Raw genomic sequence first — 22,992 nt, forward strand, 5'->3', positions numbered from 1 at the left:
AGTCGCTTACGCGACAGATTTTGCTGATGTACTTCATCCATTTGTTCAGTTTTCAAAGAGCTTTATTGCGTTACCGTTTAAAGCGTTAATGCATCGCTCTTGCGGTGACAAGAACATATACTATCAGGTTTTAAAACGAATTGCAAGCGTCTTTTTGAATACATTTTCTTACAGTTCGAGAAGCCCCGTATTTACTGCATTTCGGCGCCAATATTCGTTAGTTTACCCACATCGGTTAATCTTACTCGAAGCCATGTAACCGTGAGATAGGAAAAGGACGCTATCGGACATTTGAACTGCCAATAGGTCCTTCATATTAAGCCACACCGGTATTCTGCCGGCATGGCGCATTCCTCTTTTCCTAATTAACCTTCACCCAACAGCTGCAAAAGCTCTTGTTCATCATCAATAACCCGAATGCCGAGCTCTTGCGCTTTGGTCAGCTTGCTCCCTGCGCTTTCCCCTGCAATGACGATGTCCGTTTTCTTAGAAACACTGCCGGTTATTTTCGCCCCTAGCGCTTCAAGCTTCTTGGCGCATTCGTCCCGCCCCATCGTAGACAGCGTACCCGTCAGAACGACGGTTTTGCCAAAGAACGGACTGTCCGGACTGGCCAGAACAGCCGCAGGCTCCTCAGCGACCGGGTTGACGCCGGCAGCCAACATGCGTTCAATGCTGGACACCATCACAGGGTCACGGAAGAACGTATAGATGCTATCCGCGACAATACCGCCTACATCCGGGAGCGTGATAAGCTCCTCCGGCGTTGCCGCCATAATTTTGGCTAGGCTGCGGTAATGATCGGCCAACACTTTCGTCGTCGTCTTGCCGGAGTTGGGAATCCCAAGCGCATACAGGAACGACGCGAGATCGCGGGCCTTGCTTTTCTCCAGAGCGCCCAACAGGTTGCGGGCTTTCTTCTCTCCGAAGCGGTCAAGCTTCACGAGATCGTCGAATTGCAGCGTATAAAGATCCGCAGGATCCTTGACGCCAAGCTCTTGATGCAGCTGCGAGGCCGTCATTTCGCTGAAGAATTCAATGTCCATCGCATCGCGCGAAGCAAAATGGGACATACGCCCAACGAGCTGCGGAGAGCAGCCGAGGCGGTTCAAACAGAACAGATGCGCACCGCGCATCTCCAGCTCACTGCCGCAGGAAGGACAATGCGTCGGCGCGACAATTTCCCCACCGTCATTCTCCTCGGTTACTTTACCGAGAATTTCGGGAATGACGTCATTGGAGCGCCGGATGTAGACGAGACTACCCAAGGCGTGCTTGAGGTTTTTGCGTTCGATGTCGCCGATGTTGTTCAGCGTACAGTTCTGTACGGTGACGCCAGCGAGATCCACGGCTTCTACACGGGCTAGCGGCGTTATTTTGCCGGTGCGGCCCACTTCCCAGGATACGCTTTGCAGGATCGTAGTCGCCTCTTCGGCCTCGAACTTATACGCAATCGCCCAGCGTGGGAATTTCTCGGTATAGCCGAGGACTTCGCGCGTCCGCATGTCCGTAAGCTTCACGACACTTCCGTCAATGAGAAAATCAAAGCTTGACCGCTCTTCCGCGATCCGCTCCAGCTCTGCGCTAACTTCTTCGATCGTATTGAAATACCGTGTACGGTTGCTTATTTTGAAATGGTTATCCCGCAGAAATTGAACCATATCCGCATGGTTTTCGAATTGAATATGGTCAGAGTAACCTATGTTATAGAAGAAAGCGTTCAGTTTGCGTTCTGAGGTTATTTTGGGATTCAGGTTGCGCAGCGCTCCCGCTGCCGCGTTTCGAGCGTTCTTGAGCGGTTCTGCGGCCGCCTGGTTATACGCTTCAAGAACAGACAGGAACATCATCCCTTCGCCCTGCACTTCAATCGTCCCTTGATCGTACGGGATTTCAAGCGGAATGGACTTAATCGTCTTAATCTGCGCTAAAATACCCTCTCCCACCGTACCATTACCACGTGTAGAAGCTTGCGTAAGCTGTCCGTTTTCATAGGTAAGGTTGAGAGTAAGTCCGTCAAACTTTAATTCCACGACATAGGTAGGGTCTGGCAGAGGAGTTTCCGGGTTTTTGCTGTTGTAGTCTGCAATCAGCTTAAGTACGCGCGTGTGCCAGGTTTGTAGATCTTCGGCATTTTGTGCTTTATCCAAGCTCCATAGACGAGCTAGATGACGGTGCGGGTCGAAACCCTTTAGGATGCCGCCGCCGACACGCTGGGTCGGGGAAGAAGGCAGGATGGTTCCTGTCTCCTTCTCCAGCGTTGCTAATCTATCATATAAAGCATCCCACTCGGCATCCGAAATCGTCGGTTGATCGAGCGTGTAATAATTATGGTTGTGCTTGTTAATTTCTTGGATGAGGGTTTTCATTGCCGCGATGGCATCTGTCATTACGGGCTCTTCCTCTCTAATGGGAAATGTGTAATCCAAGGCTGAAATGTCCTGCCCCTACACTTTGGTAATCGGGGCGAATTTCGCTAGCAGGCGCTTAAGTCCATTAGGCGCCGGAAAAGCAATCTGCAGCTCGGTGTCGTCACCCGAGCCTTTCACGGACACAACGGTGCCGACGCCCCACTTGCCATGCGACACTTTGTCGCCGGCTTTGTAGTCCGGCACCGCGCCGCCTGCGGCAGGCTGCGGAGCCCGGAACGCAGGCGGCCTCGCAGCCGCTGCAGGGCTTGGCGCTGCCGCGCCCGCACTTGGCCGTCCGAAGGAGGACGGCGTGCCCCAGGCAGACGAGCCGGTGGAACCACGGCTCGCCGAGGAGGCGGCGGCGCTGCCGCCTCCGCTGCTTCCCCACGAGCTGGTGCGGCCAGCTCGGGAGAAGCCTCCGCCGATGGAACCCCCCATCGAGACTTTCTCCAGGAGTTCCGGCGGAATCTCCTGCAGGAATCGCGATGGCGCGTTAGCGGCGGTGCGGCCAAAGAGCGTGCGCATGCGCGCGCACGTGAGGAACAGCTCTTCCTCGGCGCGCGTGATGCCCACATAGGCCAAACGGCGCTCCTCTTCGAGCTCCTCGTTATCCGCAAAAGCCCGGCTGTGCGGGAAGACGCCTTCTTCCATCCCGATGATGAACACAACCGGGAATTCCAGACCTTTGGCGCTGTGCATCGTCATTAACACGACAGCGTCTTGCTCTTCCTCTGCTTTGTCTTTATCCAAAGAATCGATATCGGCAATAAGCGCCAAATCGGTCAAGAACGAAATGAGGGACTTGTCCTCGTTGCGTTTCTCGAAGTCCATCGTTACGGACAGGAACTCTTCAATATTTTCGAGACGAGCTTTGGATTCAATCGTATTCTCCCGCTGCATCTCCACACGGTACTGAGATAACTCCAGCACCTTCTCGGTAAGCTCTGTTACAGATAAGTATTCGACCATCCGGTTCAGATTATCGATCATTTCACGGAAATCGGCTAATGCGTGCTTGGCCTTCGTATTGATTTCCAGAACATCAATTTCCTCCAGCATAGCAAATAACGAAATGCCCCGGCGTCCCGCCATATCCGCGACCTTATCCATCGTGGTGTCGCCAATGCCCCGTTTCGGTACATTAACGATCCGATTCAAGCTGATATCATCGTTCGGATTGGAGATAAGACGCAAGTAAGCCAAAATATCTTTGATCTCTTTACGATCATAGAACTTCACGCCGCCAACAATCGTATACGAAATGTCGGATTTAATGAGAATCTCCTCTATCACCCGTGATTGCGCATTCGTCCGGTAAAGAATGGCATGATCGGCGAATTTTTTTCCTTTGGACTTGTTTTTGTTAATTTCACTTGTTATGAAATAGCCTTCTTCATGCTCCGTGTCGGCTTGATACAGCTTGATGCCAGCGCCGCCCTCTTTGTCGGTCCATAAATTTTTGGGCTTACGGCCCGTATTGTTGGCGATGACTTTATTGGCCGCGTTCAAAATATTCGAGGTGGAGCGATAATTTTGCTCCAAGAGAATAGAAGTGGCGTCTGGGTAATCTTTTTCAAAATTAAGGATATTCGTAATGTCGGCGCCGCGCCAACGGTAGATGGACTGATCGCTGTCCCCGACGACGCAGATGCGCTTATGTTTGGCAGCAATCATTTGACACAGCATATACTGCGCCCTATTCGTATCTTGATACTCATCGACGTGAATATATTGAAATTTGTTTTGGTAGTAATCCAGAACCTCTGGTACTTCTTTAAACAAATGAATGGTAGCCATAATCAGGTCATCGAAATCCAGGGAGTTGTTGCTTCTCAGCTTTTTTTGGTAAAGCGTATAAATTTTTGAGGTCAGTCCGTCGAAGTAGTCGCCGATTTTATCTTCAAATTGTTTAGGAGAAATAAGTTCGTTTTTGGCTGTAGAGATCGCCGCTTGAAACGTCTTGGGTTCGTACTTCTTCGTATCGATGTTAAGTTCCTTGCAGCAGGTTTTGATCACGGAGAGCTGGTCGCCTGAATCCAGAATCGTAAAATTCGAGGTGAAACCGATTCGCGAAATATCTCTGCGCAGCATACGCACACACATGGAGTGAAACGTGGAAACCCAGATATCGTTCCCGCTCCCGCCGACCAGTTTGCCTACACGGTCCTGCATCTCACGCGCCGCTTTGTTCGTAAACGTAAGAGCCAGAATGCTCCATGGCGCCGCTTTGCGGGTGCCTATCAAGTAAGCAATCCGATGCGTGAGCACGCGCGTTTTCCCGCTTCCCGCTCCAGCCATAATCAAAAGTGGACCGTCAACCGCTTCAACCGCTTTGCGCTGCTGGGGATTCAACCTTTTAATCGCATCTAAGATATTGACTGTCTCGTTCATTAAGTTACCTTCCTGTTCTATCAAAATTCACGTTCACTGTCTGAAGCGCCTGCTCCAAATCACTATAGATAATGTTGCCCACGACAATGGTGTCTGCGACTTCCGCCGCTTGCTGCGCTTTGGCCAAGCTGTCGATGCCGCCCCCATAAAATAAACGGGCGTTCTCCAGCACTTGCCGCGTCCGCCGGACCAGCTCCATATCCCCGAAGACACCACTGTATTCCAAATATACAATCGGCATATGAAATAACTTGTCCGCCATGCGCGCATAAGCCGCAACATCCTTAGCCTCCAAGTTCGTTCGAGCTTGCGTCAGTTTGGCAGCCGCAGCCTCGCCATTGAGAATCACGTAGCCTTCGGCTACAATTTCATCCCAGTTCAGCAGCGAGCCATACTCTTTCAACGCTTCATGGTGATGTCCGACAATCCAATTCGGATCTTCCGCATTCAACACCACCGGTATGAAAAAGAGATCGAATCCAGGTACGATAGCCTCTTGGCTGGAAATTTCCAGTACACAAGGCAATTCATACTGACGAATCCGGGCCATAAGATCCACCGTGTTATCAAATGTTACGCCTGTTGAACCTCCGACCATAATCGCATCCGTTCCCGACTGACAAATAAGGTCCAGCGCCTCATCGGATATGTCCCGATCCGGGTCCAGCTTAAAAACATGTTTCCACTTCCGTATATCGACGATCAATTGTTGTTTCCCTCCGATTAGGCGGCAATACTGCCATACTATCAACAGTCTATGCTACGCGTTCGGGTGTGTCAAATGACAAAAGACGGGCAATTTGCCCGTCTTTTCAAAGAATATGCGTGCAGCGTGTGCTGATCTTCACCCAAGCTTGTTTTCCGCCCGAATACGCACAAATGTTCTTGTTATTTCACTTCAATATTAAGAATTTTCTCGACATTGAGGTTTTTGTGGTCATTTTGCTGAAGCTCCAGTCGAATCTCATGCTTGCCGGCAGCCAAGTTGTTTAGCGTTAACGGCCCTGTTTTGCCGATCATAGCCTTCTGCTTGCCATCCACATACAGATGCAGATGTCCTTGTCCCTGCACATTCGCCTTATCCATACTCTCGTCGGATAATTGGAAATTCGTTGTCTGGTACGTAATCGTGACGTTCCTGCCGTCTACTTTAGAAACTTGTGCGTCAATGGCCGGTTTAGCGCCTGAAGTCACTGTTTTCACACTGCTTTCTGCCTTCCCGCCTGCCACTGTCGTCGCTACTTGGGGACCTGCTCCGGTAGTACTAATGACTTCATCTTTAGAACCGCAGGCCGTTGTCACTGCTCCAAGTAATATTAAAGTAGCTGCGCCGTAAATCCACGTTTTTTTCATCCGCGTTTGCACCCTTTTCCCATAAGTTTGGACATCCTTGTTCCTTATATATGTGTGACAAGCCGGTTCCATACCATGATTATGAGAAAAGTTGGACAAAATAAATGATTTTACGCTCCGCGCAAGTAAAAGACGAAAAGACAAAGACGCCCGAAGCTCTGCGCTGCGGACGTCCTTTGGGGAGGGAAAGTACTAGAAGCTGTACTTGCTGCCCTCTGTCATATTGGAGGATTGGCGAGAAGCGATGTTTGAATTGGCCGACTTGCCCGTTAGGCCGGCATTGTCAGAGGTACCGTAACCGGTTGATGCCGTATAGCCTTGCGAGTAGCCGTAGCCGGTTTGTCCATAGCCTTGATGGTCTTGCTGCTGCCCTTGCATACTGTTGAAGGCTTGATGTTGATTAGCTGCTGCGTATCCTTGCCCCTGATTGTTATATATGGCATTCGGATATTGCGACGTTGTAATCATCGGTTGGACAGGCGCCTGGTGTAAGGCCGCAATCATGTTCTGCTGCTGACTTTGCTGTTGGGGCTGAGGGGGCTGTTGCTGCGTCTGCTGGGAAATCGTCTCCTGCTGGTAGCTCGCAGAAGGCGACATAGTCAAATTGTGCTGAGCAAATGACTGCAGTTGGGCAGCGGTCTGGCTCATCTTCTGCAGCTCCTGCTGAACTTGCTGCTGGGGCGCAGCCTGAACCTCATAATAACCGAGCTTTTGAGTTTCCTGAAATAAAGCCGCCTGATCTTGAAGCGTCTTTTGGAGTAACGTTTGGAAGGTCTGTCTGATCTGCGGATTGACCGCTTCGGTTGCCGCTGTCGTATATTCGCCCGCGCTGCGCTTTAGTTCGGAAAGAACGAAGTTCGCGAAATCCTGCTCTTGCATGTGAACTTGTTGTTGATGCTGTTGTTGTTGTTGTTGTTGTTGTTGTTGTTGTTGGCCTTGTTGCTGCTGGTATGAATTTTGCTGATTTTGTTGATACATGCTCTTGCACCTCCTCTATGTACGTGTTAGTGGGTCATGCCTGATTGCTGCTGAAGCGTGTTAATGAGGATACTGGCACTATGGAGACGCTCCTGAGAAAGCTGAGACAAAGTTTGTGCTAGTGATGGACTTTCACAGTTAACCGCTCCTTGTACGCAAAGCTTTGCTAATAAATCCTCGTTTTTCAGCGCATCCGCTAGGTACGAGAGTTCTTTACCTGTAATGGTGTGATTCCCTTGATTGTTGTACATGTGAATGTTACCCTCCTTTCCATTCCTTCCTTGTATGTTTCCCAAAATATTCCGTTTTATGTACAGTTGGTAAAAAAAACCTATTGGAGAGGCAGTGTCACTAGGAGGATTACGAAACAGGTACGGGATTAGTGTGGAAATCGAAGCATCCAAGCCTAGTCGCAAGTTCCATATTCCACGTCCCAGGTTGCACTTTATACAACAATATCACTGCAAATGGGAGCAAACTGCTTCCCTCATTGTACTTATTACAACCATTTAAGGAGGTTTGTCCCTTAATTGAGGCAATACCGTCCAATACGTTGTATTTCATACAACGAGCGGGGGCCAATGTGGTAAAAAGCGATGATTTCATTGCACATAATACAACGTAGCAGCTGTGTGGAAATCTTCATGGCATAAGCAGGAAGATTAGCTGTCTCTCGGGGTGGAACTGCTGACTACCGAGGAAGAGGCTGTCTATGGAGGGAGTTGCCTTCGACGCTTCTGACTCGGCTAGCCGATGTTAGGTGGCCTCGTTGGACGAAATCCAACGAAAACAACCTCACGAGGCACAAATTCCGCGTTTCATTGGATGAATTCCAACGGCACTCCGTAAATTTTCCCCATAAAGATGCCAAATGGCACGCCTAATTGGATTTACTCCAATGAAGTCAATATTTTAACCGCCAAATCAGCCTGCTCGTTGGATCCCCTCCAACGAAATCATAAAAGGCCCCGCCACAGCACATGACTGTAGAGGGGCCTTATCATCTATGAGGCGGGCTGCGCCGGTTTGCCGGCATACGCATCCGCTAATTTCTGAATATCTTCAACCGGAAGCTGGTAGGACCATTCCCCGCCCTGCTTAGCCAGCCAGACTTGGTCTTGGCTAATCTTACCTTCGTAGACCTCGGTAACGTCTTTGCCATCCACGGACAAGCCAAGCTCGACTTTGAACTCGCCGCCTGCCGTCGGCTTCTGAGCCAGCGGCTGCGGCAGCTCCATGCTGTGAAGGAAGACCAGCTCATCCAGCAGAGGACTCGCATCCGCGCCTTTCAGCTCCTTATCGCCAAGCTTCCAGTTCGCTTCAGCTGCAACTTTGTCCTTGTCTGTTTTGGCAAGTGTCCAGGTCTGACCTTTCCACGTGACCTTCACGGTCTGCACCTTATCGTTCTCGATTTTGAACGGACTCGTTTGGGCAAAATCCACGGGAGCCTTGCTCAGCGAAGACAGCGTCTGATCGCTAACTTGATACACAGCCGGAGATCCTTCCACCTGAACGTAGGAAAAGCCTTCTATTGGAAGGGCCGTTCCAACAAGAATTCCCTTCTTGGAGCCGTCCTTCAGCGTAACTTCATAGGTACCAACAGGCTTATCCAAGCCGTAATTGGCCAGATTGTCCGTTTTCTCCTCCACAACCTTGGTGGAAGTAACCAAACCAATCGCATCCAACCACAAATCCACCTGATTCGAATTCAGCGGCGCTGCAGCCGGTTTTTTCATTTCCCAGCCACTGTCTGTGCGGTTCAAATCAATCTGCTGCTCTTCGGTTTTCAACGAAAGAGACTGTACGTCTTCCTGTTTGAGTGTGAGAAGGGTTTTCGGTTCTTCTTTTTTCTCTTGAAAGAAGTCTTTGCTCGAAGCGTACCAGAAACCGCCGATACAAATAACCACTAACAGAATCGTAGGAATAAACCGTTTCATCCTCTTCTCCTCCTCCACCAGATTAAGCCGCCGATGATTAAGAACAAGAGAGGTAAGAACACGATCGTGACTAAGAAAATCGTATTCGCCTGGCTAGGCGTAATCATCGCCTGCTGGAACGCGTCCCCTTGACGAGGGCGGATCGTAATTTGATCCTTCTGCTCCTGCAGCCAGCCAATACTGTTCATGGCAAAATCTTTGTTGCCTTGGTTCTGAATATCTTGATCCAATACGAATGTCGAACCACCCAGAATAACGGCCTTCGGCTTGTTATCTTTGTTCGAAATCGCATACCCCAAATTCAGCGGGCCTTTGACATCCGTTGCATCCTGTTTCGTCTTGGACTGCGCCAGCAAGTTGATATCCGTTTCGCCATAAGCTTTATCCGTCGTCTTCAAGAGCAGGGATTGCGTGTAATCCGGCGCACTCTCATCAGCGTTCAAGCTAACCGCCAGCGAAAGCATGGTAACGAGATTATTGCTGGAAAGCTTGTTGGTAATATCATGAGGACCATAGTCCGGAATGATCGTTAACGGATCATACAGCGACGTTTGTTTCGGTTCAATCGCAATCGCATGCTGATCCTGGATGCCGTAAGTTTTCATGATCGCATCGATATTTTTCCACTTGGTCGCCATATCCTTATTAAAGCCCAGCGCCAAGTAGATTTTGCCTTTATCCTTCAAATAAGCCTGGATCAACTCTGCTTCTTTGTCGTTCAGGTCGTTTTGCGGCCCAAGCAGCATAAGCATCTGCGCATCGTCCGGTATTTTGCCTTCAACGTACAGATTGAGATCCTTCACTGTGTAGTTTGCGGCCTCCAGGCTGCTTTTCAAAATCGTCATCGCATTAAGCGGATACTCCTGATGACCGGAAAGCAGATAGACCGTGTGCTTCTCCGTGGACGTTAAGCTGGTAATCGCTTGAGTGAACTTCTCTTCCCCTGAAAACGTATAAGATCCGTCCTGTTGACCCACGAACAGCTCGTAAAAATTCACGTTCTGTTTCTTGGTGCCCATTTCAAAAACGAGCGTACCGCCTTGATCAACGCCATATTGCTTAGCCATAGACGGCTGTTTCAGCATATCGTATTCGTCATACGTAATTTTGCCGGTTTGCTTTTTGTACTCCTGAATCATATCCGTGACTTGCCGTGTTACAAATTCATTGTTATCCCCACTGTTGGTGAAGGCAATGACATGTATGTCTTGGTTCAAGTTTTTGAGCGTCGTTACTGTTTGCTCCGATAGCGTGAAGTTCTTGTTTTTCGTCAAATCGACCTGAAAGCCTTTCAGCGAGTGAAGGAAAATGGTCAGAATGATGAAAATACCGATCACCGCGATGGATAAAACTGTCGCATTCGTTCCCCGTATCCACTTGTTCATCCCGCTCACCTCCAACGCTTTCTTTCAAGGACTTGTATGCTTAGAACGAGAAACACAGCTGTTATTGTGACATAAAAAAGGATGTCGCCGCCATGCAGAACGCCTTTTTGCAGGTTCGACAAATGGCTCGTCAAAGAGAACTGACCGACGTAATCCTTCAATTTGCCTGTCATGCTGGAGCTAACCCAATCAAGCAGCCACAGCAGCAGCAAAATCACAAAACCGGTAATGCCGGCAACCATCTGGTTGTTAGAAAGGCTTGACGCGAATAGGCCGATAGCCATCATCGCACAGCCTAATAAGAACATGCTTAGATAAGACAGCCATAACACCGGTTTATCCATCTCACCGAAGGTGGACATGATGAGCGGATAAATCAGGGAAATCGCCACAAGCCCTACCTGCACGATAAAAGCGGACATGTATTTGCCCATCACGATTTCGCCAATGCCTGCAGGCGACGTGAGCAGGAGCTCATCCGTGCCTTGACGGAACTCATCGGCGATCAGACGCATCGTCAATAATGGGATAATGAACAGATACACAAACGAGGTATTGCCCACAACGGAACGCGCATCAATAATCGGCGGCTGACCGCTGACAAAGTTGATGTAAAAGAAGAAGCTCGACAGCAGCACATAGAAAGCGAAGGCTACATAAGCAACCGGCGAAAAGAAATACATCTGCAGCTCTTTCGAGCAGATCGCCCAGATTTTACGCATCGGTGTCTACCTCCTCTTCCGCTTTGCCGCTCTCTTCAGCAGGCTCGTCCGTCGTCAGCTTGAGGAAAATATCCTCTAAGCTGAGGCTTTCCCGCTTCATTTCAAGAATCGGATAGCCTGCGCCAGCCAGGCGGAAGAACAGATCCTCCCGGATATCGGAACGATCCGCTGAGGTAACGAGCAGCTTCACGGACTCCGCTTTAGGCAATTCCGCTGCCGTATCCGCTTCAACCTCAGCGGCTGCTTCCACTGCCGGAGCTCCAGCCGAAGCATCCAGCTCCTTGACCGACGCAACCGTTCCCAGGCTGCGCAGCTCGGTCAAAATCCGCTCGCGAGGTCCCTTGACCTCGAGCGACACCTCGAACGTCTCGCCCATCGTGCGGCCGAGATTCTCAGGACGCTCGTCGAGCACGACGCGGCCTTGGTTAATAATGAGAACGCGGTTACAAATCGCGTTAATTTCCGGTAAAATGTGCGTGCTCAGCAGCACCGTGTGATTTTCGCCCAGCTCATGAATCAGCTGGCGGATTTCAATGATCTGCTTCGGATCGAGGCCTGACGTAGGCTCGTCCAGAATGAGCAGATCCGGTTGGTGCAGAATCGCCTGCGCGAGGCCTAAGCGCTGCTTGTAGCCCTTGGAAAGCGAGCGTATGATTTGCTTCTCGCGACCTTGCAAACCGAGCTTGTCGATCGCTTCGCCGACGCGCAGTTTTTGCTCCCGTGCCGGTACATCGCGAAGGTTCGCGATAAAGCGCAGGTACGATTGCACCGTCATCTCCGGATAGAGCGGCGGCGTTTCCGGCAAGTAGCCGATTTTGCGGCGCGCTTTCTTCGGATTGTCCGCCATGGAGTGGCCATCCACCAAGATTTGGCCGTGCGTCGGATTCAAGTAACCCGTGATCATGCGCATTGTCGTTGTTTTGCCAGCACCGTTAGGCCCTAAAAAGCCAACGATTTCACCGCGCTGCATCGAGAAGTCGATGTTATGTACGCCGCGATCATTTTCGTACAGCTTGCTGACCTGTTTGACCTCAAGCATCCAAGATCCCCCATTCATTCTTTCGTTCATACTAATCATCATCACTATACCCGTGGAACAATAAACCAACCTTAAGCAAATCTGAAAAATACATTAAAAAATTGTGTCCAAATTGTGAATGAAACGGGCTGTTTAGACCTTTATTTTAGTCTAAACCAGCAAAAGTTAAGTTAAACACGGAGAATAAAATACTTCTGCGTAGGGCAAGCGCGATAGGACCGAGCTGCATGGCGGAGTGGGTTGGTCAGAGCAACGAAGGTTAAGCGTGCTGACCGGCTATCTAGGGAACTACAGTCCGCTATTTTCGCGATATGCGGGGTTTTCGCTGATTATGGGGAACTACAGGGCCTTATTCTCTGAATTGGGCGGAACTTCAGCCCAGGAGGTGGAAATAGAGGATCATAGTTCCCCCTATTACCTCAACAGGTCGAGTTTCGCAGAAATAGCGCCCTGTAGTTCCCCCAACGCTTCCCGAGGGACAGTTGAGTTGGATAGATATGTGAGGGGGCCGGAATCCCCTCAATAACTTAGCTTGTTTAGGAGCGTTCTATCAGCGACTTTTGACGGGTTGAGAGATTAGCAACGCGAATACTCCGCGTTACTATGCTGCATTGCGGAGCGGCATACGTCAGCACGGCGAAAGTTAAGTTAAAGTCAGCCGCCTGGCCGTCTTTGAGGAACTACAGTCCGCTATTTTCGCAATAAGCGGGGTTTTCGCTGATTATGGGGAACTACAGGGCCCTATTCCCCTGAATTGGGCGGAACTTCTGCCCAGGAGGTGGAAATAGAGGATCAAGTTCCCCCTATTACCTCAACAGGTCGAGTTTCGCAGAAATAGTGCCCTGTAGTTCCCATCGCATCAGGATGCAGGTGGGAGACACGTGTCGGGACAGGAAGGGCGAATAAAAAAAACAGACCATAAACGGCATCCGTCTATGGTCTATTATTCGACAATTTATTTCACCAATTGACCGCGGGTAACGCCCAACTGATTCGTGGCTTTCAGGGAACGCCACACTTGCGTACCGCTGATTTCTCCGTTAATCGCACGGCGGTACAAGCCCAGAATCTCATGCACCTTGTCCGGCGCTTCTTCAAGAAACTCCACGCGGAAGGAACGAATGCCCAGATCCATGAAATGGTTCAAATATTCCGCACCGGATTGATCGACGGCATTGTAAACCGTATTGCGGCAGCCTTCATCCACGCGCACGGGATGCGACATGCCGACGCGGTCCTGTAAAGACACGTGATGGTCTTCGCAAGGACGTCCGCAGTTCGTAAAGTCCGTCCCTTCGCTCAAGAACGTACAGTACACGCAGTGCTCCGTGTGGAACATCGGCATATGCTGATGAATGACAACTTCTAGCTTGGAAGTTTCAGCGCGGCGAAGCAGATCGACCATTTGTTGAATGTTCAAATCGTAAGAAGGCGTAACCTTCGACAGACCTGCTTCCATGAACAAGGAGGCTGTTTTGTGATTAGCTACATTCAAGGAAAAATCACCGATAAGCTGAGGCTTAGGGCCATTCGGATGCTCCAGCTGATGCTTCAAGAAGAAGTAGGCTGCGCCTGTATTCCGAATTAGCACGGCATCAGGGTTAAGCTTTAGAATATTGTTAAAATAGCCCGTTTCCCCCGGCATATGAATTCTCGGCGTCGCCAAGGCGATTTTGCGCCCGGCCGCATGCACCGCTTCAACAGCCGCAGGGAACTGCTTAATAAATTCGAAATCTGCGTAAATCAACTGAACGTCGTCCGTTTCGAGCACAGCCTTCACCTGATCCAGGTTGCGGCAAAGTGCCGTAAGGTGCACGCTGCTGCGATCCGCCAAGGACAGCGCAGGCGCTTGCCCCGCAGCTTGACGCTCTGCAACAGGCTGCGGCACATCGTCATAGACGCCGACCTCACGCTTCATGTACGCACGCGGCTTCTGTCGCTCGTCTTCCATAAGCTCTACTGCGCTACGGCGCATAGCGTTAAGTTCGCGCATCGGCACGATCAGCTCGCCATTCAACTGCACATCGAGCTCGCTAAGCGCATAAATCGTGCCGCCAAGGCGACCGAACTGCTCGGTGAAGAGCTGCTCGTCCATCGGTCTTTTCTCCGCGCGCACAAGCGGAAGCTCGGATTGTACGAAGACGGTGTGACCGCCCTGCACATCGGTCCACCAGCTTTTCAGCGGCTCGCCTTCTGTGCCGGTAATCTTGATGCTAACCGGGAACGTCCGGTAAGGCTTATCGGTCTCGAACGTCTGGCGCAGACGTTTGTCCAAGTGCGGATCGTTCGTTTTCCAGATCCGGTCGCCAACGTGCAGACGGCTAAGGTCCACATCATTGCGTCCCGCAATGATTTCGATGATGCCCCCCTCGGCTTCGCCTTCGATTTTCTCGCCTTTGCGGCGCAAATCGTAGATACGGCCGCCTTCTTCCTTCTTCGTCGGATCTCCGGCATCGAAAACGATCCCGTCCCCGCGCTTGATCGGCGCCTCAAGCTCACAAACGACACCGTCGCGTAGAATCTGCTTCACGCGGCCCACAAATACCCCGCGGCTCTTCGGAAACGTACCGTCGACGAGCTGTTTATTGTTGGTTCCGTTCAAGAAACCAACCGTGAAGCCGCGCGAGAAGCTTTGCTGCAGCTCGCGAACTTCCTCTTTCGACGGACGAGCGTCCACGCCATCGAAATAACGGTCAATCGCACTGCGGTATTTGCTCACGACGTTAGCTACGTATTCAGGGGTTTTCAGACGCCCTTCAATTTTGAAAGAGCACACGCCTGCTTCAATCAATTCAGGCACGATTTCAATAGCCGCCAAATCCTTCGGCGACAATAAATACGCCACGTCGCCCATCGGCTTTTGCACGCCATCGATCATCAAGTCATACGGCAAACGGCAGGCCTGTGCGCATTCCCCGCGGTTGGCGGAGCGGCCGCCCCACATTTCGGAAGTCAGACATTGGCCCGAGTAGGACACGCAAAGCGCGCCATGCACGAACACTTCCATCGGAAGCTTGGCTTGGTCTCCGATTTGTTTAATTTGTTTCAAATTATTTTCGCGTCCCAATACGACCCGTTCGATATCGAAGGGCTTCGTAAATTCAACCGCCTCAGGCGATGTAATCGTCATCTGCGTTGAACCGTGAATCGGGAAATCCGGGGAGATTTCACGAATCATTTTCACAAGACCAAGATCTTGTACGATAACTGCATCTACTCCCGCATCTACACAAGCTTCAATTAATTGCTTCGCTTCGCTTAGCTCTTCCTCAAATACTAGAATATTAAAGGTCAGAAAGCCCTTAACGCCATATAGATGAAGGAACGACATAATATCCGGCAGCTCAGCCATCGTGAAATTGTGCGCGCGCGCTCTAGCATTAAATTTCTCCACACCAAAAAATACGGCATCCGCCCCATTGGCAACAGCCGCTCTCAAACAATCCCAGTCCCCCGCAGGGGCTAACAATTCTATATCTTCTCTGCGTATCGTACGCATGGCAGCAAATCCTTTCAATAATAGATCCTCGGGTAACCCTCAAAGTCTTCTCTTTAGTGTAACAGAAACGATAGGTAGGAATCTAGGGCGCGAGCAATTCCAAACCCAGCCAATATCCGACAACCTCCGCATAATTGGAAAACCTTACCTAGTTGCCTGCCGGCCCTTTAAAAGTTAACAAACTTACCCATGAATGCTATAATATCAAGGATAGTGACCTTTTTAGCAATTGAGGGATCCTTTTGATTTTGTCGAAAATACGTATTTTAAAAATGGTTATCGTATTAGGCCTCGGTTTCCTGTTGGTAGTGGGCCTGCTTCTATTTTTGCCAAAAACAGAGGAAACCAAGCTCCTCTATGCAACAAGCGGTGATTCTTACGACACGGCGGCTTATGGAAACTTTGAGCAAACCTTGCAGGCCGGCATTTCCATCGATAAACAGAAGCTAGCGGCTTTATCCGCCAGAAAGCTGAGTGCTTACGATGCGATTTATCTGGACCCTGCTCTTGCGCAAGATGCCGCATGGACGGAACAAACGGCGAAGCTCACAAGCTATGTGAAGCAAGGCGGGCATTTGCTGGCCGAAAATGGGTTTGCTGCCCGCTTACCGCTCGATTTCCTTGGTGCTACGGAGCTCGTTGACTTGCAGAAGGTGCCGCTTACAAGTGTTGGCGCACCGCAATTGGCCGCGAATATGCAAAGCCTCAGCTTTCCCAAGGTTTCTATGAATCTGCAAGGCTTGCAGACAACCTTTCAATTGTTTACCGAAAGCTATCTCAAGCATCACACGATGGAAGACCTTCCAGGCTTTCATATGGGATATGGCTTTATACCGTCCACGGGACAGACGCTTGTGGCGATGAACGTATCCGGCAAACCTGTCTCACTGGCTATGCACAATCGTGTGGGGAAAGGCAGCGTGCTGATCTCCAGCAATTTTTTGCCTAACCGCTATTTCCCAACGGGATACGATATGCAGAGCGGCGCTGATCCGGGTTTAGGCTTCGCTCAGTTGGCTGCCAAATATCAAGCCGCAGGCAAAACGACGCCAGGGACGACATACTTTAACAAAAGAGCTTTACCGCTTGACCCTTACTTTAACTTTGATTTCGCAGCGGCCAACATGCAGTACCGCAGTGAGCTGCTCTCCTATGTAGCGAAAGAAACGCTGGGCTACAGCGTGCGTAAGATCCTTGGCCCGTATGGCAGGCCAGCTATGGCCTTTCAGAATCACTTCGAGGCGATGCCGGCCATCCAGCAAAAAGACGGCATCGCCTGGGCTGAGGAGCTCAAAAAGTATAACGAGATCCCGTCGTTCACCCTCGTACGCAATGCCTTCTATTGGGGGCAATGGCGAGAGAGCTTGACGGTGCAGCTCAACACCGGAACGAACGCGCAGCCGAAGTTCGTCGGGGAGCTGCCTGGCTCCGGCTACGCGAGCGGGCTGCACGTGATGTCTGCCGGCAAGCCGCTGCGGCAGGCGCTATTCCCGCAATATCGCGATCTGTCGAGCGCGATCGAACTGCCTTACCGCGCGTACCCGGCCGCCGCGGATTTGAACGGCGACGGCCGCACCGATTTGCTGGCCGGCAGCGCGGACGGATTCGTGTACGTCTACACGAATCAAGGGGCCGATACGGCGGCATACGCGAGCGAGCCGCCGCCTGAGGGCATGGCGCTGCCGGACACGTTCGGCGCGCCGCAGAAGCTGCTGCTGGAGTCCGGCGTGCCGCTCCAGCTCAGCCCTTACAGTACCGTTCACGCCGCAGACGTGAACGGGGACGGCCGCCCGGACCTCATCGTCTCCGACGAGTCCGGGGCCGTGTATGTGCTGCCGCAGCTTGCAAGCGGCAGGTTCGGGAAGCCCGCGGCGGTTCTCGCGGGCGGGAAAGCGCTGCAGCTGCCCGGAGGGCCTGCAGCGCCGCTCGTCGCCGATATGGACGGCGACGGCAAGCTTGACCTCGTCCTGGGCGGAGCCGATGGACGAGTGTGGCTCTTCAAGGGCCGCAGCGCAGCGGCCCTTGCCTTAGACGCAGGCAGCGTGATCTTTACGCTGCCGCGCAACGCCGCGTACGCTGCGCCAGCCGCACGCGACATGAACGGCGACGGCCGACTCGATCTCGTGGTCGGCAGCAGCGACGGGGACCTGCAGGTGTATCTGCAAAGCGCCGATGGCGCTTGGACGAATGCGGGGCCCCTGGAAGGCACAACGTTAAACCAAGTCGGCAATCACGCGTTGGTAGCCGGACATAATTCCGTTCCGCTTTGGTTGGATCTCAATCACGACGGCAAAGACGATCTCGTCGTCGGGGGCATCGAATTCGGGTCCCCCGTAGCCATTGACGATCCGCAGTTTCCTTATCAAGCCGAGCTTAAAGAGTTCATCCAATATGCGCGCGATAACCATTTGGACTTAGATCCGCACGTGTTCGTGCATAATTTCAAAAACGCCGGGCAAGAACAGGCTGAGATTGCCTTGCATAAGCAAGCCTTCGCCAAGCTAGGCATTCCTTGGCTCCATCCCGGCACGAATCAGCACACATGGCGCGTGAATAACGAAGATCATCAGCAAACGCTGCGAAGCGAAGAGCAGAGCGGAATGTGGTATAACTTCGGCTTCCTGCCGTCGGAATCGCCGGTCATCGCCCGTCCGGAGTCGATATGGTCGCTGCCTTTCCTGCTGCAGGACAAGCAAGGCAGCACAGAGCGCACGATGCTGATTCATACGCCGACACCGGTGCTGCGAACAGGCGACTATGCTACGACGGATGTGTTTGAATCTATGGTAAAGCTGGATATGCCGATTGATTATTTCGAGCACATCGAGTACCATTTTCCCGTACCGTCCAAAGTTGCTGATTTAACGCAGTTCGCTGACTATTTTGACAAGCTTCGTACGAAGCATGACTATAATTTCATGACCGAGAAACAAATGGCCAAATCCTTCTTGAACACAATGAAAAGCGAAGTTCGGATTAGCCAATCATGGGCTTTCTATTTATGGGACAGGCTCAAAGATCGTTTAGCCGGCGGCAGTCCGCACTTCCATGCAACCTTGACGCCGAATGCGTCGGGAGTGCCTGGCCTTGCTGATGAGTATGCCGGAACACTCGGAGTCGTCGTCGAGAAAGGCGAGAAGCTGGCCTTATATTCCCTGCAAAGCGACTCAGACACGTACACAACGATAGACAACCGCTTCTATGTAGGATTGGTTAAGCCAACCGCCATTGGCATTGCACCGGCCAAAGAACGGCTGCACATTGTGCGCGCTAATGTACCTTTTGAGCTGACAGGGCAAGGATCTGCCCGCCAATTGGTACTGAAAGCAGCCGGCTTGCAGCAGGTAAAGTTGTATAGTCCTACGGAACTTGAATTCGCAGGCGATGCCAAGATCGATTATGATGCCGTGAACCATCTATATACCATTACCCGCTATGGGGATACAACAACGATATCTTTCACCAACAAAGCACAGTGACACTTTCTGCTTTCTAGGCAGCATTACATTTCAATAAACCAGGAGGCTTTCCCACATGTCTAACGAAGACTTGCTAGCGCAGCTTGAACAGCATATTCGCGAGCGTTATGAAATTGCCGAGGACGATGACGATTTCGGCGTTGATGTTCACTTGTTCGATTACGGGTTTATCGATTCCATTGGCGCTACGGCGCTCATCGCCCACATTGAGAAGACGTATAACATCCAAGTGACGAACCAAGATCTCATGCTGTACTCCATGAATACGGTGAGCGAAATTGCCGATTTTATTTCCAAGAAGACTGCGAGGTAACATCTCATGATGACATGTAAAATTTCGCTCGCGGGCCTGGCCGAGAGCCAGCACGGACAAGTCAAGTACGCGTCCGCTTTCGCCGACGAGCACATTCAAGATATCGCTCTGATCGACGGTCATATCGTGATCACGCACAACTCGCCAAATGGCAACGAGGGCATTACCGAGCGGGTTAGCCGTCTGATCGAGCGTTTCTCCCATGGCGATTTCGGCTTTAAAGAAAATATTTTGTTCGAAAATAAAGTAGAAACTCCTTATGAAGGCGATATTATCGCTGAATTGGTGGAGCGTAAAGCGATTAAGATTTTGGAACCGGGCTTGTTTATTTTCCGCGAACCTTTTTCCAGCTTAATGCGCTTTCTGGACTACTCCTTCGTTACGAAGATCGCCAAGCGCTTCGAAGGCATGCAGGAAGAGCAATATCCGGCCGTTATTCATAGTCACACGTTGAATAAAACGAATCATTTTACATCATTCCCGGAGCATATTCACTTCGTTACGCATTTGCGCGAGGATTTGGACGTCATTGAATCGTTCTCGCAATCCATTCGCGATGCCGGCGGTTGGAAGCAAGAGGAGCCTTTAGCGCTTGATCCTAATATGGTGAAGCCTAACTTCATGATGAATCCTTCTACTTGCTACCATTGCTATGAAGGCTTGGAAAATGAAACGCTTGAAGGTGAAGGAATCGTCGTCACGGCGATCGCCAAATGCCACCGCTTCGAGTCCAAAAATCACAGCGATTTCGGCCGTTTGCTCGACTTCTCCATGCGCGAAATTATTTTCGTCGGCAAGCCGGACTTCGTGAAAGAAAATCGCTTGAAGTCGATCGAGTATTTGAAAGAATTAGCCGTGGAGTGGAATGTGGACTCCATGCTGGAGATCGCGAACGATCCGTTCTTCACGAACGATTTCCAAGTAAAGGCCTCTTTCCAACGCAATCAAGAAATGAAATACGAGCTGCGCCTGACGATTCCGCATGTGAAGAAATCGATTGCTTGCTCCTCGGTCAATTTCCATAGCAACACGTTTGGCAATGCGTTTAATATTAAAATGGGCAAACGCAACGCCGTAACCGGCTGTGTCGGCTTCGGCATCGAGCGCTGGGCGTTTGCGTTCTTAGCGCAGTATGGCTTGGATGAGCAGCAATGGCCGGCAGCTTTCCGCGAGCAGTACCACGCTTGGCAGGAAAAAGCTCTGTAAGCCTGTTTATAACACTTTTTATACTATTAAAGTACCCTTACGGGCCCACATGCCGACCTTAACCCGAGTGAAGTCAGCTGTGGGCCTCCATCCTAATCAAAGATAATGAGTGATTCCGTTGAAAGCAGCCACTTTTCTTAAAAAGAATAGCTTCGTTCTCGGCCTGCTGCTGGCGATCGTCGTTTCCGACTTTCTCATCTCCTGGTGGAACCCGATGGTTAGCTCACGCCGTTTCTACAAAAACGACTTTACCAAAACACTCTACCACCATGGCTGGTCCCAATCGGGTCCGGTTTTCTTCGGTAATTCGGCCGTAACTGGCGCTTACATCGAAGAGAAGTCCGATGCCCATTTGGTGGAGATGGGCCTTTCCTACGGAAAGCTGACAGATCTGAAAGGGATTCTTTCACACAATCTGTATCAGATCGACAGCGAGCTCGTAATCGGCATCGATGTGCACACGATGCTGGATCCACTGGAAACGGACCCGACCTATCAATGGTTCAAGCCATGGTACCAGCCTTATGTATACACGTACCGCGACTATTTCCGTGATTCCGGCGAAGAGTTCGCCCGTAATTTGAGCAAAGGAAGCCTTGCCTACGAACCGCGCTGGATTGATAAAGAGCTCTATCCGGGCCGTAAAGACGATGCCTTCCTCCGGACAAAATGGGATGACTACGACAAGCGCTTCGGCGCTATGACATTGAAGGATTTTCAAGACAATCTGGACGCCTTGCAGTGGATCATTCGTTATGCCGAGGAGCATCAGCTGCCCCTGCGGGTTGTTTGGATGCCTTGGAACAAAGGATATGCCGATCCGCCTTACATGACTTCTTTGAAGGAAGCAGTGAACAACCAACTGAAGACTGCTGATGTGCCGGTGCTGGATTTAATGCATACGTATGATCCGAAGTACTTTCATGATCTTGTTCACTTGAACCGCGAAGAGGGCGCTCCGCTATTTACGAAGGAGGTTGACACATGGTTAAAATCCTTAGGAAAACCGTCGAAGTCCTCATCTATCTCGTAATGCTCTATTTGGTTTTCATTTATTTTACCGGCAAGGGCTTATTTATTTACGAGAAATTCTAATCGAGCTTTCCAAGCGAGGAGTTCAAAGCTTATGTTTTATATGCACATGAACGCAATTATCGCTATGCTTGGCATGGTTGCCGTTCTGATGCTCACCCGCAAGTGGGCCGACAACAAACGCATTCTGATGATTATTTTCAGCCTCTGCTTTTTACTGCTGTACAGCCAGAAACTGCTAGTTTTCTATGGTGCATTTACAGTGATTAATTACATTGGCTTTGTGTATTTATGCCGAACAACGGTATGGAGGAAAGCGACCTTTATTTTCGCCATTGCCGCTAACGTCATCGGGGTTTTTCTCGGTGTCCGGCTGTTCGTCATGGGCATTTTCCACAATTCGCTGTTCGATGCCGTCATTTATTTAGGTCTTATTTATAATGTATTAAAAGTTATAGACGCTTACTATTTCGCTTATTTCTTTGGCAAAGAGGGCCAAGTGCCTGCCATTGATTATGCGAATTACCTGCTGTTCGTCCCGACGTTTACGTCAGGGCCGATTCTGAAATTCCGCGATTTTATGGCCGATAGCAAAAAGCCCTATACCGTAGACGCCGCTCTCTTCGAAGACAGTGTCAAACGAATCATTATGGGCTTGTTCAAAAAAATCGTTGTCGTCACCTGGATGACTAGCGTCTTCGACCAAGTACTGAAACAAGACCTTCACACGCATCAGTCGTTGTTTCTGCTCATTTGGTTCTATGCGCTCATCTACTTCGATTTCTCCGGCTATTCGGATATGGCGATCGGCTTTGGGCGGTTGATGGGCTATACAATGCCCGAGAACTTCAAACGTCCTCTCTTCTCGCCTTCGATGACACAGTTTTGGCGCAATTGGCACGCCACCCTGGGCGATTTTTTCCGTGATCACATCTTTATGTTCTTTTCACGTACGGCTCCGTCACGTTGGGTAGCTTCCAGCTTATCCGTGCTCATCATGGTTTTGATCGGTCTATGGCATGGCTTCACTTGGCTGTATTTCTTCTACGGTCTCTATCACGGGATTATTCTTGCCATCGAAAATATATTTAAAATTACGACGGTAAATAAAAAGAAAGTTTCCAAAACCTACTTCTACTTCCGCTGCTTTGTGACACAAGCCTTGGTGACGTTCTCGGTTATTATTTACAGTTCGAATTATGAGACGGTTCTTCGGATTTACAAAGGCTTGCTTCATTTTACAGGATGAT

Annotated in this window: 17 protein-coding genes; 6 read left to right on the forward strand and 11 right to left on the reverse strand. The window is 50.5% G+C overall.

Features of this window, described 5'->3' with window-relative positions; all coding sequences use genetic code 11:
• Nucleotides 1-259 (forward strand): hypothetical protein (locus GC097_RS33870; RefSeq protein ID WP_216625723.1); only part of this gene is annotated, 259 nt, incomplete at its 5' end.
• 106 nt (nucleotides 260-365) lie between these two features.
• On the opposite strand, the gene ligA is transcribed toward GC097_RS33870, so the two are convergent.
• The 11 genes from ligA to GC097_RS10500 form a co-directional block, all read right to left on the reverse strand.
• Nucleotides 366-2,387, reverse strand: a complete 2,022-nt coding sequence (ligA, locus tag GC097_RS10450; RefSeq protein ID WP_171683280.1) for an NAD-dependent DNA ligase LigA — start codon at nucleotides 2,385-2,387, stop codon at nucleotides 366-368.
• Nucleotides 2,388-2,444: 57 nt separating this feature from the next.
• Nucleotides 2,445-4,799: a DNA helicase PcrA gene (pcrA, locus tag GC097_RS10455; RefSeq protein WP_171683281.1), complete on the reverse strand. Its 2,355-nt coding sequence runs from the start codon at nucleotides 4,797-4,799 to the stop codon at nucleotides 2,445-2,447.
• Nucleotides 4,800-4,803: 4 nt separating this feature from the next.
• Nucleotides 4,804-5,505: a heptaprenylglyceryl phosphate synthase gene (pcrB, locus tag GC097_RS10460; RefSeq protein WP_171683282.1), complete on the reverse strand. Its 702-nt coding sequence runs from the start codon at nucleotides 5,503-5,505 to the stop codon at nucleotides 4,804-4,806.
• A gap of 182 nt (nucleotides 5,506-5,687) precedes the next feature.
• Nucleotides 5,688-6,152, reverse strand: coding sequence for a DUF6130 family protein (locus tag GC097_RS10465; protein WP_171683283.1), 465 nt, complete (start codon nucleotides 6,150-6,152; stop codon nucleotides 5,688-5,690).
• A gap of 192 nt (nucleotides 6,153-6,344) precedes the next feature.
• Nucleotides 6,345-7,130 (reverse strand): spore coat protein, encoded by a 786-nt coding sequence (locus tag GC097_RS10470; RefSeq protein ID WP_171683284.1) that lies wholly within the window; start codon nucleotides 7,128-7,130, stop codon nucleotides 6,345-6,347.
• Nucleotides 7,131-7,156: 26 nt separating this feature from the next.
• Nucleotides 7,157-7,381 carry a hypothetical protein gene (locus tag GC097_RS10475; RefSeq protein ID WP_171683285.1) on the reverse strand — a complete coding sequence of 75 codons (225 nt, stop codon included), beginning with the start codon at nucleotides 7,379-7,381 and terminating at the stop codon, nucleotides 7,157-7,159.
• A gap of 753 nt (nucleotides 7,382-8,134) precedes the next feature.
• Nucleotides 8,135-9,067 carry a DUF4340 domain-containing protein gene (locus tag GC097_RS10480; RefSeq protein WP_171683286.1) on the reverse strand — a complete coding sequence of 311 codons (933 nt, stop codon included), beginning with the start codon at nucleotides 9,065-9,067 and terminating at the stop codon, nucleotides 8,135-8,137.
• Nucleotides 9,064-10,452: a GldG family protein gene (locus GC097_RS10485; RefSeq protein ID WP_171683287.1), complete on the reverse strand. Its 1,389-nt coding sequence runs from the start codon at nucleotides 10,450-10,452 to the stop codon at nucleotides 9,064-9,066. Before GC097_RS10485 ends, GC097_RS10480 begins: the two co-directional genes overlap by 4 nt.
• A gap of 5 nt (nucleotides 10,453-10,457) precedes the next feature.
• A complete protein-coding gene (locus GC097_RS10490) occupies nucleotides 10,458-11,174 on the reverse strand; it encodes an ABC transporter permease subunit (protein WP_171683288.1) in 717 nt (238 codons plus the stop codon).
• A complete protein-coding gene (locus GC097_RS10495) occupies nucleotides 11,167-12,213 on the reverse strand; it encodes an ABC transporter ATP-binding protein (protein WP_171683289.1) in 1,047 nt (348 codons plus the stop codon). The genes GC097_RS10490 and GC097_RS10495 overlap by 8 nt, the downstream gene beginning before the upstream one ends.
• A 955-nt stretch (nucleotides 12,214-13,168) precedes the next feature.
• Nucleotides 13,169-15,712, reverse strand: a complete 2,544-nt coding sequence (locus GC097_RS10500; RefSeq protein WP_171683290.1) for a U32 family peptidase — start codon at nucleotides 15,710-15,712, stop codon at nucleotides 13,169-13,171.
• 272 nt (nucleotides 15,713-15,984) lie between these two features.
• Between GC097_RS10500 and GC097_RS10505 the strand changes: the two genes are divergently transcribed.
• From GC097_RS10505 to GC097_RS10525, 5 genes are all read left to right on the forward strand, one after another.
• On the forward strand, nucleotides 15,985-19,191 hold the full coding sequence (locus GC097_RS10505) for an FG-GAP repeat domain-containing protein (RefSeq protein WP_171683291.1): 3,207 nt from the start codon (nucleotides 15,985-15,987) through the stop codon (nucleotides 19,189-19,191).
• A 55-nt stretch (nucleotides 19,192-19,246) separates the two neighbouring features.
• The gene (locus GC097_RS10510) at nucleotides 19,247-19,504 is read left to right on the forward strand and encodes an acyl carrier protein (RefSeq protein ID WP_145668275.1); all 258 of its coding nucleotides are present in this window, start codon (nucleotides 19,247-19,249) and stop codon (nucleotides 19,502-19,504) included.
• A gap of 6 nt (nucleotides 19,505-19,510) precedes the next feature.
• Entirely contained in the window at nucleotides 19,511-20,710 is a 1,200-nt protein-coding gene (locus GC097_RS10515) for a class-II aminoacyl-tRNA synthetase family protein (RefSeq protein ID WP_246294130.1), read from the forward strand.
• A gap of 109 nt (nucleotides 20,711-20,819) precedes the next feature.
• A complete protein-coding gene (locus GC097_RS10520) occupies nucleotides 20,820-21,743 on the forward strand; it encodes a hypothetical protein (protein ID WP_312875646.1) in 924 nt (307 codons plus the stop codon).
• Nucleotides 21,744-21,836: 93 nt separating this feature from the next.
• Nucleotides 21,837-22,991 (forward strand): MBOAT family O-acyltransferase, encoded by a 1,155-nt coding sequence (locus GC097_RS10525; protein WP_171683292.1) that lies wholly within the window; start codon nucleotides 21,837-21,839, stop codon nucleotides 22,989-22,991.
• The last annotated feature ends 1 nt before the right edge of the window (nucleotide 22,992 follow it).

The sequence above is a fragment of the Paenibacillus planticolens genome (assembly GCF_013141725.1).
Taxonomy (GTDB): Bacteria; Bacillota; Bacilli; order Paenibacillales; family NBRC-103111; genus Paenibacillus_E; species Paenibacillus_E planticolens.

Coding starts and splice junctions, on each gene's coding strand:
- pcrA (WP_171683281.1), bottom strand. CDS start 4,799: ATGAACGAGACAGTCAATATCTTAGATGCGATTAAAAGGTTGAATCCC.
- GC097_RS10500 (WP_171683290.1), bottom strand. CDS start 15,712: ATGCGTACGATACGCAGAGAAGATATAGAATTGTTAGCCCCTGCGGGG.
- GC097_RS10485 (WP_171683287.1), bottom strand. CDS start 10,452: ATGAACAAGTGGATACGGGGAACGAATGCGACAGTTTTATCCATCGCG.
- GC097_RS10525 (WP_171683292.1), top strand. CDS start 21,837: ATGTTTTATATGCACATGAACGCAATTATCGCTATGCTTGGCATGGTT.
- GC097_RS10505 (WP_171683291.1), top strand. CDS start 15,985: ATGGTTATCGTATTAGGCCTCGGTTTCCTGTTGGTAGTGGGCCTGCTT.
- GC097_RS10495 (WP_171683289.1), bottom strand. CDS start 12,213: ATGCTTGAGGTCAAACAGGTCAGCAAGCTGTACGAAAATGATCGCGGC.
- GC097_RS10510 (WP_145668275.1), top strand. CDS start 19,247: ATGTCTAACGAAGACTTGCTAGCGCAGCTTGAACAGCATATTCGCGAG.
- ligA (WP_171683280.1), bottom strand. CDS start 2,387: ATGACAGATGCCATCGCGGCAATGAAAACCCTCATCCAAGAAATTAAC.
- GC097_RS10475 (WP_171683285.1), bottom strand. CDS start 7,381: ATGTACAACAATCAAGGGAATCACACCATTACAGGTAAAGAACTCTCG.
- GC097_RS10515 (WP_246294130.1), top strand. CDS start 19,511: ATGATGACATGTAAAATTTCGCTCGCGGGCCTGGCCGAGAGCCAGCAC.
- GC097_RS10465 (WP_171683283.1), bottom strand. CDS start 6,152: ATGAAAAAAACGTGGATTTACGGCGCAGCTACTTTAATATTACTTGGA.
- GC097_RS10480 (WP_171683286.1), bottom strand. CDS start 9,067: ATGAAACGGTTTATTCCTACGATTCTGTTAGTGGTTATTTGTATCGGC.
- GC097_RS10470 (WP_171683284.1), bottom strand. CDS start 7,130: ATGTATCAACAAAATCAGCAAAATTCATACCAGCAGCAACAAGGCCAA.
- GC097_RS10490 (WP_171683288.1), bottom strand. CDS start 11,174: ATGCGTAAAATCTGGGCGATCTGCTCGAAAGAGCTGCAGATGTATTTC.